Raw genomic sequence first — 16,929 nt, 5'->3', positions numbered from 1 at the left:
AGCCATGGCAGCTGTTACAATAAAGGTGAAAATGGAATCCACAGCGGGAACTGGATACTATAAAACCACCACCAAAAACCCACGTAACCATCCTGAAAAGATGGAATTGATGATGTACGATCCTAGAGTACGTAAACACGTTCTTTTTAAAGAGAAAAAAGTAAAATAAACAGATTGGCCCCTTTTTTTGGGGCTAACTTCTTTTTATTATTCAATTAAACAATCAATTTGTTACATTCCAAAACAAGATCTTCATTTTATTAAAAATAAAAAAATTCTATCCGCGTTAAATTCAAATTAACGCCCGTAAACACTGGATAATCCTCGTGGATCGTTTAAACTGATAAGTAAAGGCAGCGAAAACAAAGAGGATTTGAATGAAGCCGACATTGCAGATTGGTATTGGTCAACATCTCACGCTAACCCCTCAATTACAACAGGCTATAAGATTGTTGCAACTGTCTACTTTCGATTTACAACAAGAAATTCAACTTGTTGTTGAATCAAATCCAATGCTCGAAGCAACGCCTGTTGAAGAAAAAGAAGACCAACAAACTAATTCAAATCAAAACGATGACGAATATTCAGACCTCCAATGGTCGCAACTTTATAATAACTTGAACAAACGCAATAATTTTGAAGACAACGATTATAATTTTGATAATCTGCATTGTACAACTACCAATTTACAAGACCATCTCCATTGGCAACTTGACCTGACACCGATGAGTGATATTGACAGGGTTATCGCTACAACAATTATTGATGCAATTAATGATGATGGCTTTCTGACTATACCTGTAACTGAGATACATACCAGCCTAAATAGTGATGATTTTCCTCTTGATATAGAAGAAATTGAAGCAGTAAGGCACCGACTTCAATTGTTTGACCCTGTCGGGTGTGCCTCTATTAATTTAGCTGAGACGCTAGTTGTTCAATTAGAACAGCTTCCATTGGACCCTCACCTTTTAGCTATTGCTAAGAAAATCATTCTTGAAGACATTGAGTTATTAGGACAACATAACTATCGACAACTAATGAAAAATCATCTAATAAATGAAAAAACAGTTAATGAAATATTACAAATTATCCATAAATTAAACCCAAAACCAGGAAGCTTGATTCATCAAGAGAATACCGAATATATTATTCCTGACTTAACTGTTAAAAAGATAGATAATCAATGGAAAGTTTTTCTGAACCAAAATATACTTCCACGTTTAAGCATCAATAGCCAGTATGTGGCTTTAATTCAACGCGCAGATAATAGTCTTGATAATCAATTCTTAAAAAATAATTTACAAGAAGCACGCTGGTTTTTAAAAAGTATTCAAAGTCGCCAAGAAACTCTCCTAAAAGTAGCAACATGTATAGTAGAATATCAACATGGATTTCTAGAGTTTGGCGAAGAAGCTATGAAACCATTAATACTTAATGATATAGCTTCCGCTTTGGATATGCATGAATCAACAATATCACGAGTTACAACGCAAAAATTTATTAACACACCTCGCGGTGTTTTTGAACTGAAATACTTCTTTTCTAGTCATGTCAATACTGATACTGGAGGAGAATGCTCTTCCACCGCCATCCGAGCAGTAATTAAAAAATTAATTTCAGCAGAGAATAGAAAAAAACCGCTGAGTGATAGTAAAATTGCCCAACTTATTGGTGAACAAGGCATTAAGGTAGCAAGACGTACTGTTGCCAAATATCGTGAAGCAATGGGTATTCCCCCATCCAATGAAAGAAAAATTATAAGCAGTTAATTAATTGGTCAACGAAAGGAGAGTTTTATGCAAATCAACATCACTGGACATGGTATGGATGTCACTCCTGCACTAAGAGCATTCACAGAAGAAAAATTTGATAGGCTTGAGCGTCATTTCGATCACATAAGAGCAATTAATGTGGTATTTGATGTCGAAAAATTAAGACAAATCGCAGAAGCTACTGTGTTAGTTACTAAAGGCGAACTGCATGCCAGCTCAGAATCAGAAGATATGTATGCTGCCATTGATACTTTGGTGGACAAGCTAAATAGACAACTTATTAAACACAAAGAAAAACTTCTAGCGCAAAGGGATAGAGACTAAGCTGAAATTGCATATTTTTTTAAAAGCTCAATTTTAATTTACTTAGCATTTCAGTCTTCTCAGAGTATTTTGCAAACTCTCATAAAGCGATATCAAGCTTTTGAAGTTATGCCATATGCTCTGAGAAACAGGAAACAATAACTAAGATCACTAATTTAAGCACTGTACCTGACACCAGAGTCATGATACATTGTACGCGCTATGATCAAGACTAAAATTAAGATAATTAACAGACTCGGTTTACACGCTCGTGCCTCAGCGAAATTTGTCTCAACAGCAGCAAAATTTCAAAGCCATATTGATGTAACCAAAGATACTCAAACCGTTAATGGTAAAAGCATTATGGGTGTTATGATGCTTGCGGCCAACAAAGGTAGTGAATTAATTTTAGAAATAGACGGTCCTGATGAAGAAATCATGAATACGGCTTTAGTTGAATTAATTAACAATCGATTTGGTGAAAGTGAGTAACCACCATTGACTTAACGCAATAACACCAGCCTATCCCCTATCTGTTTGAAATAGACAAGATATCCTGATTTTCTTCAGATCTTTTTCTAAATTTTAAGACTTACTTCCCTAATGTCAATGAGGGATGACAACTTATATCCGAGTTCGGAATACGAGCAGCAGATTACCTTACAAACTCTCTCAATGATGAAATATAGTTTATTTTTCCTTAAATAAACACATTGATACTGAGACTTGTTTTCGAATTCAAAATTTAATTGAGCAAACCTCATTATTTATTCATATTTCTTCTTTGTCTTCTCACTTTGTGTAATGAAATGATGGTCAACATGGGACCTGACAAAGCATAAATACCAGAGCCTACAAAAAGGACTACCCCGGGATTTGCGGCAATTGCTACAAATAAAATAATCATGAATAAAACATATAAAAATGGAACCTTACCTTTAAAATCCATTTCTTTAAAACTGTAATAGCGCAAATTACTCACCATTAAAACAGAAGCCACCAAAGATAATATCGCAGTAAATAACGAAATAATTAAGTGTTGCCATTCATTTTGAAAGCATATCCAGGCAAAAGATGCCATAACAGCTGCCGCTGGTGGACATGGAAGACCTTGGAAATAACGCTTATCCGATTTTCCAATTTGAGTATTAAAACGTGCCAAACGCAAAGCAACAGCTGCGGTGTAAACAAATGCAACTAACCAACCAAACTTTCCTAATTGATGTAGAGTTAAATTATACAGAAGCAAGGATGGTGCTACTCCGAAAGTTACCATATCGGATAAACTATCATATTGAGCGCCAAACTCGGTTTGTGTGTTAGTTAAGCGAGCGATTCGTCCATCGAGACTGTCAGCAATCATACCAACAAACATTGCTACTATAGCTGCTTCATATTGACCCTTTGTTGAGGCGACTATAGAGTAAAATGCTGCAAATAAACTGACAGTCGTCAATAAATTTGGCAACAAGTAAATCCCAGAATGATTTTCTTTGTTCATTCGCGATCATACCTCATTCATCTTAAAATCATCAACATGCTAACATAAATGTGACCAAATCTACTACGGAAAACTTATTCTTAGTCTTCATTTCGGCAAAGCGAACAGAATTAGGCAATTAGTTGTCGATTTATTGCAACAAAATAGTTAATTTTTCCTGCAGGTCTATCATGATGATGGTATACTTATCATACTGTATTTAATATGCATAGAGTTATGTCTGATCGAAAGAAGAAAACAATCGTTATTGAAGGAGTTACTCCGCAAGGTAAAACCTTTCGTCCAAGCGACTGGGCTGAACGCATGAGCGGTTCTTTAGCTATTTTTAAAAACAACAGAATTTATTATTCCCCACTTTTACAACCTAGTGTAAACAGCGAGGGGTATAAATGTGTTTTACTTGATCCCAAACTAAAAGAATCAAGCCCCCAAGTTTACCAAGCAATTCTTGATTTTGCTAAAACAAACAACCTGAAAATCTGTGGTGAAGAAGATTTGTAACACTAAAAAGTACCCATCTCCTTTTGTTTTCTTTGATAAAACACATAAAGTATAACTCTAAAAAAAACTAGAAGCCTCCCGCACTTTTTATTGTTAAAGTCGCCTTAATAAAATATTCTAAGGCAGAATTAACCATAGCTATCGTATTATCAAAATTCATTGCCAGAATACCCGCAATAAGAAATAGCAACCCCTTCGACCCTTGTTGAGTTCCTGGTTGACTGGAATGGGCAAGAAGCACACATCCACGTATAAACCATAGGACACCCCCAGTGCGAATTAAAAATCCCATTGAGCTGTATATATTAGCAGGGTTATAGTTTGAATACGTTAATACATTACCCACACCAAAAGCGGTGTTTGCCATAAGATCTAATCCGGAAGGTACATAGAATAAAAGTGCTCCAAATAGTAAATACATCATGGGAGTAAACATTCTTTCATGGGATGAAGATTGAGCCCGGTGATCTCCAATTTTTTTAAATTTGCCGATAGCAGTAAAAAAGAACAAAATACCCAATAAATAAGCCCCTCCTGTGATAAGTTTTTGCACAGGATAAAGCGATTGGCTAATATTGCCCAAGATTGTTATTAAATCTATAGAGTTCATATGTTAATTATATGCGCTTAGCTCTTGCAATGCATAATTTTTCCCCTATATTAATCACTTTACAATAAAAGTTGATGTGCCCTATGCAAATAAATACCTTCCCAATCACTCTTGAAGAATCATTTATGATCTCTCCTAAGGTAAAACACTTTATATTTAATTGTGAATTATCACCACCTTTTGAATATTTACCTGGTCAATTTATTACTATTCATTTTGAACATGAAGGTAAAAATTTAAAGCGTAGTTATAGTATTGCTAATGAACCCAAACTAAATAATCGAATTGAATTTGCAGCAGGATATTTTAAAGGAGGGCCTGGTACTGAGCTTCTCTATAATTTAAAACCTGGTGATATTATTCAGATCAATGGCCCCTTTGGGCGTTTAATTTTTAAAGATGAAATTCCTGGCAGATATATATTGGTTGCTACCAGTACTGGAACTACCCCCTACAGGGCAATGCTTAAGGAGCTTGGTAAAAGAATAGAGCAACAGCCGAATTTGCAGGTGGTAATTCTTCAAGGGGTTCAACGAAGTGAAGAGATTCTTTATCCCGAGGATTTCCGAGCATTCGCTAAAAAATATCCACAAGTAAGCTTTCGCCCCTATTTAAGTCGCGTACAACCCCAAGACTTGAAGGAGAATGAAAACATTGGTTACGTACAGCATGCTTTTCCTGAGCTCAAATTAAATCCCGCTCAGGATATGGTTTATTTATGTGGAAATCCAGGTATGATCGATGAGGCATTTAACTACTTAAAAGAGCATGGTTTTGCCATGCAACAGATTGTCCGTGAAAAGTACATTTCACGCTGAAATGCAGTATCGAAAAACTATTATGAGTCTGAATCATTCTTATGGTAAAACAGACTACATTTGCCAAAGAATAACTGAACATTATTTTAATTAAATAGGTGTCAAACCAGGTACAAGGTCAACGCCCAATAATGAGGAGATAAACGCATTATGAGTTATGAAGAACTATCAAATACTATGGAGCAAATGCTGCATGAAGAAAAAGGTATTTTAGCTGCTGATGAAAGTAATAGTACAATTGGCAAGCGTTTTGAATCAATCAATACAGAAAATACAGAGCAAAATCGTAGAGATTATCGCTTATTACTGGCGACCACCCCTGATTTGGAACAATACATCAATGGAGTTATTTTATTTGAGGAGACATTTACTCAAACTGATGATCAGGGAACACCAATTCCTGAATTGTTTGCTAACAAAGGCATTATTCCTGGAATTAAAGTAGACAAGGGGCTTGTTGATTTAGCTCACACTGAGCATGAAAAAGTTACTCAAGGATTAGATGGTTTAACAGAACGCTTGCTTCATTTTAAAAAATTAGGTGCAAAATTTGCAAAATGGCGAAACGTTTATTCAATCTCGGAATATACCCCAAGCTTAACTGCAATTAAAACAGGTGCTGAAAATTTAGGTCGTTATGCTGCCGCTTGCCAATCCGTTGGAATAATTCCAATTGTTGAGCCAGAAGTACTAATGGATGGCAATCATAGCATAGAACATTGTGCTGAAGTCTGTGAAATGGTTCTCCATGAGCTGTTCCATACCTTATTTATCCATCAAGTGGAATTGGAGCATATTATTCTTAAACCAAGTATGGTTACTTGTGGTAAAGAAAACACTCCATTTAGTGATCCTGACGAAGTGGCTGACTATACAATTAGCGTATTCCGTAACAACGTCCCAGCAGCAGTACCAACTGTTAACTTCCTCTCCGGAGGTCAAACACCCCAACAAGCTACTGCCAACTTGAATGCAATCAATCAAATTGGCCACCAACCCTGGCTACTCAGCTTTTCTTATGGCAGAGCATTACAAGAGGATTGCTTAAAAACATGGAGCGGAAATAAAACAAATATTGCTAAAGCCCAAGAGGCTTTACTGAAGAGAGCCCGATTAAATAGTATGGCTTGTCTTGGGGAATATCAAAGCGATATGGAATAAGAAATGACCAAAACGACAGAAATTACTTTTATAGAATGTCGCTTTTTTTAATCATAAGTAGCCTTTCACCACAATTTTAAAATCTTGATGAAAAGCCAGATTTGAGTGCAGGTTGAATGAAAAGCATTCTGAAAAAGCGCAGCATAGATGGCTGTGCCTTTTTCAGAATGCTTTTCGTTCAAGATGCGCCAAATAGGACTTTTCTGTGAACAGTACAGAATAGTTGCAATCATAACAACTCAAAACGCGCATATAATGGCAGGTGATCTGACAACATTCGCCAAGGCTTACCCTGTAAACAAGCAACTTCCTGAACTTTCATTCCTCGAAAATACACTCTATCAACACATAAAGCCGGTCTTATTGCAGGAAAAGAACGTGCATGTTGACCTTCTATAGCCACAAAAGCTTCTTCAATCCCTAAATTTTCGGCGAGAACTTTAGAAATAACATTACGCCAGTCATTAAAATCACCCGCCATTATCAAAGGCTCATTTTGAGGAACAACGTCTTGAATACGTTGTATCAACGCTTTACATTGCTCAGTACGTTCTGCCTTAAATAAACCTAAATGAACACATAACAGATGTATTGTATTATTATCCAATTTTAATTGGGTATGAAGTATACCTCGTGACGCTCTGTTTATGTTTGAAAGATTAATACTTTCGAAACTATCGAATGGGTATTTGCTTAAAATAGCATTTCCGTGATGGCCAGACTGATATACCGCGTTCTTCGCATAGATATAATGCGGCCAAATATTTTCAGCAATGTATTCACATTGATGAGAATCAGGCCAACTAACGATTCTTTTTTCTCGCTTTCTATGTTTGCCCTGTACTTCTTGTAAAAAAACAAAATCAGGGTTTAATCCAGTAATGGCTTCACGCATTTCTGGGAGCAAAAACCTTACAGTACCAACTCCAAAACCTTTATGAATATTGTATGTTATCAGCGATACGCTGTGCACCCCTGGTTGCATAGATAATTTACTCTCATTTAGGTTTCTATAACAAGCATAATAGTAACATGACTAATTCATTGTATTAGTTATAATTATAACCTACATTTTTGAAGTGATTGGTGATTGAGTTTATTATCCTAAAATCAGGGATTCTACGTTTTTGGACGGATCCTCTGTTCATTCGGGTTATCACTTTATCGTTTGTACAAGTAAATAGGAGGTTTCACAAAAGTGTGCAATAAATTTCATAGAGATTTTTCAATTATGCGAAACCTCATATGATTATATAGCAACTTTTGCAATCCCCCTTCATGTTTCTTTAAAGTACCGAGATAGTTTGAGTGTAATTTTTGCTTTTCTTATCAATTTCTGATGAAGGCACACCATTTTTAAAAAAAACCCCATAACCAGCCGTGGAATTGATAGATTGCTCCTCAATAGAGCAACTACTTATAGGTATGGTAACTATCTTCGCTGGTCCTTTTGTTTGGTTCTGTGGTTTACTTAAATTTGCGATTTTAAGCGCTGATTTATCTGGTTCTTGGCTTGCAGTAAACTTAGGTTTTTTATCCCTTGCAACACGATATACTACTGCTTCATGACAAAGTTCCGCTAATCCTTCAACCAAACGTTGAGTACGATTTGAGAACAAACCACCATACACAACTTTTTCATTAAGATGTATCGCTTCTAGAACACCTTTAAATTGAACGATATCAAAAGTTTGATCTTTCGAGTTGAAGCAGTTTAATACGTCTTGCAATGCTTTTATTTTGGCCTGTCGTCTGGATTTATAAAAAAAACCGAAAAATCCTTGCGACTCCTGTTGAAGTTTTCTTATGTGATCCTCAATTTTCTCTTTTGCGCTTGCTAAAGCAGAAGGTAAATTTTCCGCAAGCATTTTTTGTCGTTTTAAGAGTGTTTCCAGTCGGCTTTCCTGTAATTTCATTCCTTCTTCTAGCCAGGAAGAATCATTTAATTCACCGACGTCTGCCCCTAGATATCGCAACATACCCCAAATATTTTGATGTAATGGGACAACATTTTTAGAAAGAAATCCTTTATGAAGCCCATAATGACTAAATGCGGCCGGACGTGCCTTGCGATCTATTTCATCTGAGTTGAGAGTATAATCACCAAACAAACTGTTTGCTACCTCTATAGGACCTGTCGTACAAATAACAATTGATTTTAAATAAAGTGAACGCTCCTTTTTCATTACAGTAGCTATAAATTTGTCATCATTTTGCGACAATACTTTTTTTATTTCATTATATTCGGTTCTGAAAAACAACCATTTGATGATACCAAGCTGGCTGCCAAGCTCGTTTCTTAATCTTTGGACCACTGATTTATCTGTTTCATCCAATGATTTTCTATGAAAATTTATATATTTGTCTGGATCTGTCATCACTTCATTGATATAAGCCCTGATGCCTCTGGATGTAACAGAACCATTGGGGACTTTAAGTAAGGTTGAGCGTTGAATGTAGGTGGATTCAGCACGATTTTTCATAGCCCCCACTAAATAACGGCTAAGAAAACTGTCCTGACTAAAAGCATCGACTGTTTTCTCAATATAATCATTTTCATAATGAGTTAATTTGCGAATCATTCCTTTGTGCACTTTTTCAATTTGTGGCCTGGCTTTTTGTTCATCCACCACACCTATAAACTCATTCAGAGTCAAAACCATTTCTTTATTTCCAAATAATTTTAAACTACCAATATTCAATAGTAATGGTGAGTCAACTGACACTGTGTCAGGTAAAGTAGAGGTGTCGAGAGGTACATCTAAATCAGTATAAGAACCCAGGTGATAACAGGGTGGAAGCCATCGTAAAATATCGCTGGCAACACCTAAATTGCCTCCTTCTTTTAAATGAGTAATTTCATCCTTATATAATTTATAAAGTGTTTTTTCATCTTCTGATTGAAGTTGGGTCTTAAATTCAACGGAATCGGCATCAACAGGAACAATAGAGTTTTCTTCACAAAATTGATGCAAATCAATGCGCGCTTGTTCGTTTAGCAAACTGGAGTCGTAAATGAGATGAATCGTGTCTTTGGGATTTTTTTCACGCATTGTAATCATTCGAGTCTGATTCTCGAAATTCATAAAAACACTTGGGTTATTGCTTAGCCAAATTTTTACGTGTGAATGAGGATTAAAGTGGTAAGGCATGCGTCGTTCTCCTGGATGTAGATATCACATTGAAGTTGAGTTCAATATAGAATCGTTTGCAATTAAACTGATCAAAAACAGGTTGGTTTCCATGGATTCGAATTTTTCTATTCGACATGAGATTGGCCCCATCTCCCAAGTCCGATAGGTATCCACTTATTTTGTAGCTTATGATAAAAAAAGAAAAGGAATTTGTTTTATAAGTAAACATAGTAATCTATTTACATTCGTTACTGCGAACAATTTAAACATAAAATTCTCAAGGTTTCCATAAGATAAACGAATTGATTTTGATTTCAACTGTCATTAAAAACTGAATTTACATAGTGATACATAAAGTAATAAGCTATAGGAATTATCTACAATCAAATAAAATAAATGAAAACAGTAGAATTAAATATCCCTGGCCTATCTATAGCATGTAAAACATGGGGAAATCCTAATAATCCACCAATCGTTGCTTTACATGGTTGGCTGGATAATGCCAATAGTTTTGATGAGATTGCTAAATATTTGCAAGATAATTACTATTTTATAGCAGTAGACCTTCCTGGGCATGGACATTCTTCACATTTGCCCCAAGGATGTGTTTATCATTTTACTGATGGAATATTTACTGTTGTGGAAATTATCAATGCCTTAAAATTAGATAAGCTCCACTTATTGGGACACTCTATGGGGGCTTGCTTAGGGAGTCTTGTAGCTGGCGTTGCTCCCGAGCGTTTTCTTTCATTAAGCTTGATTGAAGGGTTAGGGCCATTTTCTCACCCAGCCGAAACCGCATGCAAACAACTATCTAACTACCTGCATTATCTATCACAAAAACAATTAAAAAAAGCAAAAGGTTATAATAAATTTGAGCAGGCTGCACTTGCTCGTTCAGTTAAAGGGTATGTCTCTCTCGACATTGCCAAGTCACTTTGTGAACGCGGGACACATAAAGAAAATGGAGTTTATTATTGGAGACATGATCGCAGGTTATTGGCCCCATCTCCATTGCAAATGACTGAACCCCAGGTTCTTTCCTGTCTTCACGAAATTAAAGCTAAAACTTATCTGATTTGGGCTAGCAAAGGATTTGCATTTGACTCAGAAAAAATGAAAGCAAGAATTCAAGCAGTAAAAGATATTAAAATCGAGCGCCTGGAAGGTGGGCATCATATCCATATGGAAAAACCAGAACTTATTAGCAAGCTTTTAACAGATTTTTATCAATCATTATAAAATAGCCTCAAGCCGCTTTTTCTCTGATGAAGAAAATAATTCCGCTGTAATGTATGTTGTATTTATTCGCTTATCCGCTTCCTTACGGTCGCGGCTCGGATTATCGTTAACCGAGCCGCGAGTAAGGAAGCAGATAATAATGACTTGTTACAAAATGACTAAAGACTATCTTAATCTATATAACAGGATTGATAATTTATGGTCACTTCACTCAATGATCTCTTAACATCATCCAGGTTATAACCTAAATCTTTAGCAGCGCTAAGCATACCGCAACCACCTTCATCAAATGTTGAATAAGGTGTCCAATAATCCATATTGGATTTCACCATCACATCAAAAGCCATACGAAGGTTCCAGTTAGGTTGATTAGCTAATATATAGAATAAATGGTTATAGACTCCACTGGAGTAATGAACATCCAAACCACCATAATAATCATCAGCTACATCAATAGACATACCGTCACGACTTGGTTTGTCCATGTAACGCAAAGCGTCATAGCCGCTGTCTTCTTTCATTATTTCAGGACCGATTTGCCAACTGCTTTTGCCAACTGAATAATATTCAGCTGCTTGAGCTGCCATATCTGAAAACGCTTCATTCATGCCACCAGATTGACCAAAATATTCAAGTCCTGAATGTTGTTCCGTAAAACCATGGCTAATTTCATGACCACCGACACCCAATGAAACCAATGGATACATCATGGTATCACCATCACCAAAAGTCATTTGTTTACCATCCCAGTAGGCATTTTCATAACCTTGGCCGTAATGAACCCTCATAACCAATTGCATTGGTGATCCATCCGATTTGGTTAATGCTTCAACGCCGTACCAATCGTGATACATGTGCTTAATGACATAACCTGCATACAAAGCATCATTGGTAGGAGAGGCTGCTCCATTATCTTTATCATAACCATCTGCAGAATACCCTGTATAATAAGTATGAGTGGATTGTGTATCCAATGTATCTTTACAAGTAAATTGCATAGGTTTGTTATTTGAATAATACTTATGGCCCATGTCTACTACTTTAACATCGGTATTTTCCATAAAGCACATTTCTACGCCAGCATCACGTGTGAGATCTAATAAAGGTAAATCCTTACCAAATTGATATTCACCCATTTTATGATTTCCACCAAACCCTGTTCCTTTCGCTTGAACTGTTTCGGTTTTCACATCATTCCATTGAACAAAAGGCTTATTGGTTTCTGCATCAATAATTGCGGTAGGACGCTCTGGAATTTTATCATAGTGAGTAACAAAAATGCTGACTTTATAAGCCCAATGAGCCTGATGCTTTTCATCAATATAAACCATTGGAACTACTTGTTCTTCGCTAATTTGTTTATTAGTGTATTTATCCTTAAATTGCTGCAATGCCAAAGTAGCATTTTTAACAAATGAAGGTTTTGGCTGGCCTAATTCCGCTTGCAAGCCCTCATAAACCATACCATTCATTTTTACATCAGATTTTGCTGTTATTAAACTATGGGTAGCATTTTTACTATGAATAATGGCATAACCACCAAAAACCGGGAACCCAACATATTGTTGCTGCATACGAACGTGAGTCACTTTATTACCATCGGTATGCTGTCTTACAAATTGCAAACTGTCAGTAGAGACTGTAGCACCTTTCATAATCCCCGGTAAGGACAATTGGAATTTTTGCCTTACTTCAGAAAACGATGATTTTTGTAAAGCTATTGGATCAGCTGCCTTAACAGGTGAGGCAATTCCTAATGCAATAGCTACAGCTAAAGGTGACAAATAATAATTTGGGTGCATTGATTCTAACTCCTTAAACTAAATTCTCATGTAGCAACTCTTCCTGGAGTGCCCAGGTTTGTTATATTACCCTGGAAATTTTCAGTTAATTTATACAATTAACCTCAAAATCAAGGATGATCCAAACTAGGAAATACTTAATAATAAAAAATCAAATATTTACCTTTGTTAATTCAATTATTTGGATAGTATCCTAATATTTTTAGGCATATAACCAACTACCATTTTTCAAAATGCAAGAACATCTTTTCCAAACTTTTCCAAACTAGCACAAATTTATTATTTTTGAAAATACTAATTTTACACTAATGCAAAAATTGACCTTATCTAATATTTCGAAAAAACCAAGGATCTATGTATTCATTTCCTACAATATTTGACAATATCTGACAACATTTCTGTTAATTTTTTCTCTGTACATGACAAAAAATCTGTCATGTACAGAGTAATTTTTTGATGAACTCACCTGAAATTAAAGGTCACTTAGTGTAATTAGCGATCAACTAATATAAATCTTCTATAATAATAAACATGAGTTATCGTTAGCATGATCAATTAATGCCTAAATCTAAAAAGCCCACAACTATACAATTTAGTGATTACATAAAAACGAGCGAACAGCAAGGCTCAAACCTGGGTGGTTTTTTTATACACAAAAAAACAGGAAAAGAATACTATATTAAATGGCTACCCGAGCACCTTTTAGAAACTGAAACTCAATTTTTTCAAGTTCAAGATTTAGAAAAAGGTAAGTATAAAGACAGGCATCGAAACCGCTTTAATAATGAAGTCTTAGCTGCAAGAATCTACGAACTTTATGGTGTTTCAGTGCCAAAAATGGAGTTTATTACATTTGTTGATGAAAAAGGCGTGACAAATTATGGAATAGCCTCTGAAAAGAAAGATGACATCATGCCACTGGATCAAACTGGACAAGATTTTGATCAAGTTCGCAACAAAGCCCAGGAAGACTTTTTAATTGACGTATTACTTTCTAACTATGATGTTGTGGGTGGGTCTATGGATAATCTGTTTTATGACTCAAGGACGAAGGACCCATTCCGCATAGATCCAGGCGCAGCATTGAGATATTACGCCCAAGGTAAGCCAAAAAAAGGGGAATTTAACGCTAAAGTGGGTGAATATGAGGACATGGAAACCGGAAGACAAATAAATACACAATTTCACCCAGGTATATTAGAGAATGCTCGAATAGTATTTAAGGGTGTATCTGATTCTCCTGCTTTGTTAATCAGCCTGAGAAAACTGTTAGCAGTCACTGATGAGCAATTAAAGGCTTGCGTGGAAAACAATGGTTTTGATATCGATGATACCGGGAAAGGCCAGAAAAAAAATATGGTAATCATTAGTCAGCTTTTGGAAAGAAAGCAAAACTTAATTGCTAAAGCAGAGTCGAAGATTTTAAATCGATTAATGAATGGGTTAAAGAGCACTGTTGAGCGCAGAGATTATTTACAAAAAGCAGGTATTTCTCAGGAAGACATAACCAAAATTTGCCTGGCCATTGATCAGAATCAACCCAAAAATGCAGTAGGCAAGCTAATTCAAGCTGCACAGACTGCTGGCTCAAAACTTGATGAAAAACAAATAATGGTATTAAAAAAGCAAATAGGTAATGATGCGATAGTCAAGCTTATATCTCGTGATAAACTTGTCAACTTATTTGCAAAAAATATTCCAGAAAGCGAGTTTCAACATTTTCTTCAGTTTTTAGAAAACCAACCTGTAAGTACTTACACTCAATATTTAAAAGACACAAGTGCTATTCATACTGATGAAAAACTGGCTCAATATCTTAAATCCGTATATAAAATCTATGTCAATAATAAAGGTTCTTTACCACTGAAACATGCCATATTAACTGATGAGCAGAAGACTATTATTCATGCAAGATCAACATGGAATAACATAGTTTCTCATTGTTTTCAGGACAATAAAGATGAAATGGCGAAGAAAGAAAATGGTGTAAGAGAGAGTATTCTAAAAAAAATCAAAGCGCTGGATCCTGAGAATCCGCATCCCGAACAAACTTATGAACGAATAGTAAGCTTTGTAAAAGAACATTCTACAATTATTTTTAGTTTTGAACTAACTCCTGATAAACTAGGAAAAATAGACACACATAGAATGCTAAACTACTTTGAAAAAACCAGCTTTACCCATAAAGGGTATGAAGAGAATCGAAATAAAGTTGAAAAGAATATGTTCGGTTTTTTTAATGGGAAACGAGGCATTGAAAGTTTTAATAAATTAGCCGCCCCAAGGTATGCTGCATTAGTTTTTTTAGACGCAGACAACACCTTGGATGAAGGAATTGCATCGGTATATGGAAAATCATATGCGGTTTTTTCACCAAAGATGAAATCTCAAGCCATTTACTATCCCAGCGATTCAATGAATGATCTTGTTCAAGATATAAAATATACACCTTCAACACTACAGTATTTTGAGATACTGCTATCACAAATGGATTATGAAAGATTCTTAAATCTTCTCTTAAAAGTGGAATATAATCAGCCTTTAAACCAAGAATTATTTTCGACAAATTATATTGAATCCCATCTTCCATCGATCAATTTACTTAATAGTGAGTTTGTCAGCCATATTCATATCAGCGAAAGGGAACTATCTCAATTACCATCCGACTTTAAAGAAACATTTGAAATAACTGGCATCACGATGACGCATGGTTACGATGGTCCATATCAGAAAATGACAAGAGAACTTTATAATTCTCTTGATGATCCTTCAAAAGTACAAGCAATTATCTCCAAATTCCCCGCAGTTTTACTTACGGCAGATAAAGAAGGTCTGACCCCCTTAGAAAAAGCAGTAGAACTTGGGGCAAGAGAGACAGTTGAAGAATTTTTAAAGTATAAAGAATATATTAGCTTTCAACAATTAAATAAGGCATTAACAATTGCCGATAAGAATGAAAACAAGAAGCTTGCTGAGCTTCTGATTAAGAATGGTGCTAATAGAAAAGAAGCCAGTTTAATTGAGGATAGAAAAAGCAATAAGAATTTATCTCCCAAATTTCCTGATTTTATCTCATATATATCTCATATGATTACTTTCAGCGACAATAAGCAAAATACGATTCGGGAATTATCGTCAGAACATAAGAATTTTATTATTAGGGATACCAATGGAGAATTAGATGATATTATTTTATGGCTTCAGGGGTATTCAACTTCCCGCCCTAAAACAAAAATAGAAGGAAAAGAGCCGCTTGCATGGGCTATTGAAAATAATATAGAGGTAAAAGGAATCCCAATTCTTCTTTACGCTGCTCAACTAAATAAAAAATTGCTAAATGATCTTTCATCACGTCAAGCTATATTTGCAGTAGAGGGAAAGGATTTGATCCTATGGGCAATGGAACATGATAAAAAACTGGGGGAAAGTTCACCTTTACAGTGGGCAATTGAAAATGACTTACCAATAGAGAGGAAGTTGCCTTTAGATTGGTTAAAATCGGCAATTATACAAAAAAATAACATAAATGGAAAACCAATTATAAATTGGGCAGTTGAAAATAAAATAAAAATCCATAATAAAGATTTTTTAGAGTGGGCAGTTGAAGAAAAGCTTATCGATGGGAGTCAGATGATGGATTACATTGAAAAGAAAAAAAGTAATTATAATGAGTCCAAAGATAAAAAATTCTATATGTCTAACAGGGATGGGATATCTTTATCTTGCATAATAAATGGTTTAAATGCGCTTGACGGAAAGGGAGCGATTATTTTAAGAATGCCTGCCGCAGTATGGTTGTGTATAAAGCATCCTGATGGAAAAGTGGAAAAAATCAACGGCAATACGGTTATTCCTAATCTAAGTGATATTCTAAAAGGAGAAGACATAACGGAACAACAATTTAGTGAATTATCCACAAAAATTTATGAAAAGTATCAAGTGAACTTGCTGACTCCAAGTGATTTTGAAGCAAAAGTGGAAAAAGGTTATAACCAAATAATAAATGACTTAAAAAATCTTGAAGAGGGGTACGCAATCTCCCCCAGACTGTTTTAGGCCGTTTTAGGTAGGACAGGACTTGT

The 16,929-nt window shown here is 35.5% G+C and carries 14 protein-coding genes; 9 read left to right on the top strand and 5 right to left on the bottom strand.

Annotation, left to right across the window (positions count from 1 at the left end):
* The first annotated feature begins 4 nt into the window (after window positions 1-4).
* The 4 genes from rpmG (at window position 5) to ACZ5EK_RS02525 (ending at window position 2,570) form a co-directional block, all read left to right on the top strand.
* Complete coding sequence (gene rpmG, locus ACZ5EK_RS02540; protein WP_464431251.1) at window positions 5-169, top strand: 50S ribosomal protein L33; 165 nt, start codon at window positions 5-7, stop codon at window positions 167-169.
* Window positions 170-377: 208 nt separating this feature from the next.
* The gene (locus ACZ5EK_RS02535) at window positions 378-1,772 is read left to right on the top strand and encodes an RNA polymerase factor sigma-54 (RefSeq protein WP_464431250.1); all 1,395 of its coding nucleotides are present in this window, start codon (window positions 378-380) and stop codon (window positions 1,770-1,772) included.
* Between the two features lie 27 nt (window positions 1,773-1,799).
* Entirely contained in the window at window positions 1,800-2,099 is a 300-nt protein-coding gene (hpf, locus tag ACZ5EK_RS02530; protein WP_464426368.1) for a ribosome hibernation-promoting factor, HPF/YfiA family, read from the top strand.
* 201 nt (window positions 2,100-2,300) lie between these two features.
* Entirely contained in the window at window positions 2,301-2,570 is a 270-nt protein-coding gene (locus ACZ5EK_RS02525) for an HPr family phosphocarrier protein (RefSeq protein WP_464431249.1), read from the top strand.
* A 271-nt stretch (window positions 2,571-2,841) separates the two neighbouring features.
* Here ACZ5EK_RS02525 and pssA read toward each other — a convergent pair whose 3' ends face one another.
* Window positions 2,842-3,579: a CDP-diacylglycerol--serine O-phosphatidyltransferase gene (pssA, locus tag ACZ5EK_RS02520; RefSeq protein WP_464431248.1), complete on the bottom strand. Its 738-nt coding sequence runs from the start codon at window positions 3,577-3,579 to the stop codon at window positions 2,842-2,844.
* A gap of 216 nt (window positions 3,580-3,795) precedes the next feature.
* On the opposite strand from pssA, the gene ACZ5EK_RS02515 reads away from it, so the two are divergent.
* Window positions 3,796-4,080, top strand: coding sequence for a DUF3579 domain-containing protein (locus ACZ5EK_RS02515; RefSeq protein ID WP_464426365.1), 285 nt, complete (start codon window positions 3,796-3,798; stop codon window positions 4,078-4,080).
* A 67-nt stretch (window positions 4,081-4,147) separates the two neighbouring features.
* On the opposite strand, the gene ACZ5EK_RS02510 is transcribed toward ACZ5EK_RS02515, so the two are convergent.
* Complete coding sequence (locus tag ACZ5EK_RS02510) at window positions 4,148-4,690, bottom strand: type IV secretion protein IcmC (protein ID WP_464431247.1); 543 nt, start codon at window positions 4,688-4,690, stop codon at window positions 4,148-4,150.
* Between the two features lie 83 nt (window positions 4,691-4,773).
* Between ACZ5EK_RS02510 and ACZ5EK_RS02505 the strand changes: the two genes are divergently transcribed.
* Entirely contained in the window at window positions 4,774-5,508 is a 735-nt protein-coding gene (locus tag ACZ5EK_RS02505) for a ferredoxin--NADP reductase (protein WP_464431246.1), read from the top strand.
* A 150-nt stretch (window positions 5,509-5,658) separates the two neighbouring features.
* The gene (locus ACZ5EK_RS02500; RefSeq protein ID WP_464431245.1) at window positions 5,659-6,669 is read left to right on the top strand and encodes a class I fructose-bisphosphate aldolase; all 1,011 of its coding nucleotides are present in this window, start codon (window positions 5,659-5,661) and stop codon (window positions 6,667-6,669) included.
* Window positions 6,670-6,898: 229 nt separating this feature from the next.
* Here ACZ5EK_RS02500 and ACZ5EK_RS02495 read toward each other — a convergent pair whose 3' ends face one another.
* Both ACZ5EK_RS02495 and ACZ5EK_RS02490 read right to left on the bottom strand, forming a co-directional pair.
* Window positions 6,899-7,654: an endonuclease/exonuclease/phosphatase family protein gene (locus ACZ5EK_RS02495; protein ID WP_464431244.1), complete on the bottom strand. Its 756-nt coding sequence runs from the start codon at window positions 7,652-7,654 to the stop codon at window positions 6,899-6,901.
* Between the two features lie 301 nt (window positions 7,655-7,955).
* Window positions 7,956-9,821: a glycosyltransferase family 88 protein gene (locus ACZ5EK_RS02490; protein WP_464431243.1), complete on the bottom strand. Its 1,866-nt coding sequence runs from the start codon at window positions 9,819-9,821 to the stop codon at window positions 7,956-7,958.
* Between the two features lie 378 nt (window positions 9,822-10,199).
* Here ACZ5EK_RS02490 and ACZ5EK_RS02485 point away from each other — a divergent pair, with 378 nt between their 5' ends.
* Window positions 10,200-11,045, top strand: coding sequence for an alpha/beta fold hydrolase (locus ACZ5EK_RS02485; RefSeq protein WP_464431242.1), 846 nt, complete (start codon window positions 10,200-10,202; stop codon window positions 11,043-11,045).
* Between the two features lie 170 nt (window positions 11,046-11,215).
* Here ACZ5EK_RS02485 and proA read toward each other — a convergent pair whose 3' ends face one another.
* Complete coding sequence (proA, locus tag ACZ5EK_RS02480; protein ID WP_464431241.1) at window positions 11,216-12,847, bottom strand: zinc metalloprotease ProA; 1,632 nt, start codon at window positions 12,845-12,847, stop codon at window positions 11,216-11,218.
* Window positions 12,848-13,405: 558 nt separating this feature from the next.
* Here proA and ACZ5EK_RS02475 point away from each other — a divergent pair.
* Window positions 13,406-16,903: a hypothetical protein gene (locus ACZ5EK_RS02475; RefSeq protein WP_464431240.1), complete on the top strand. Its 3,498-nt coding sequence runs from the start codon at window positions 13,406-13,408 to the stop codon at window positions 16,901-16,903.
* Window positions 16,904-16,929: the final 26 nt, after the last annotated feature.

This window comes from Legionella sp. JM-2024 (genome assembly GCF_055389095.1).
Note: the sequence above shows the minus strand (reverse complement) of the source record. Positions and strands in the feature narration are given on the sequence as shown.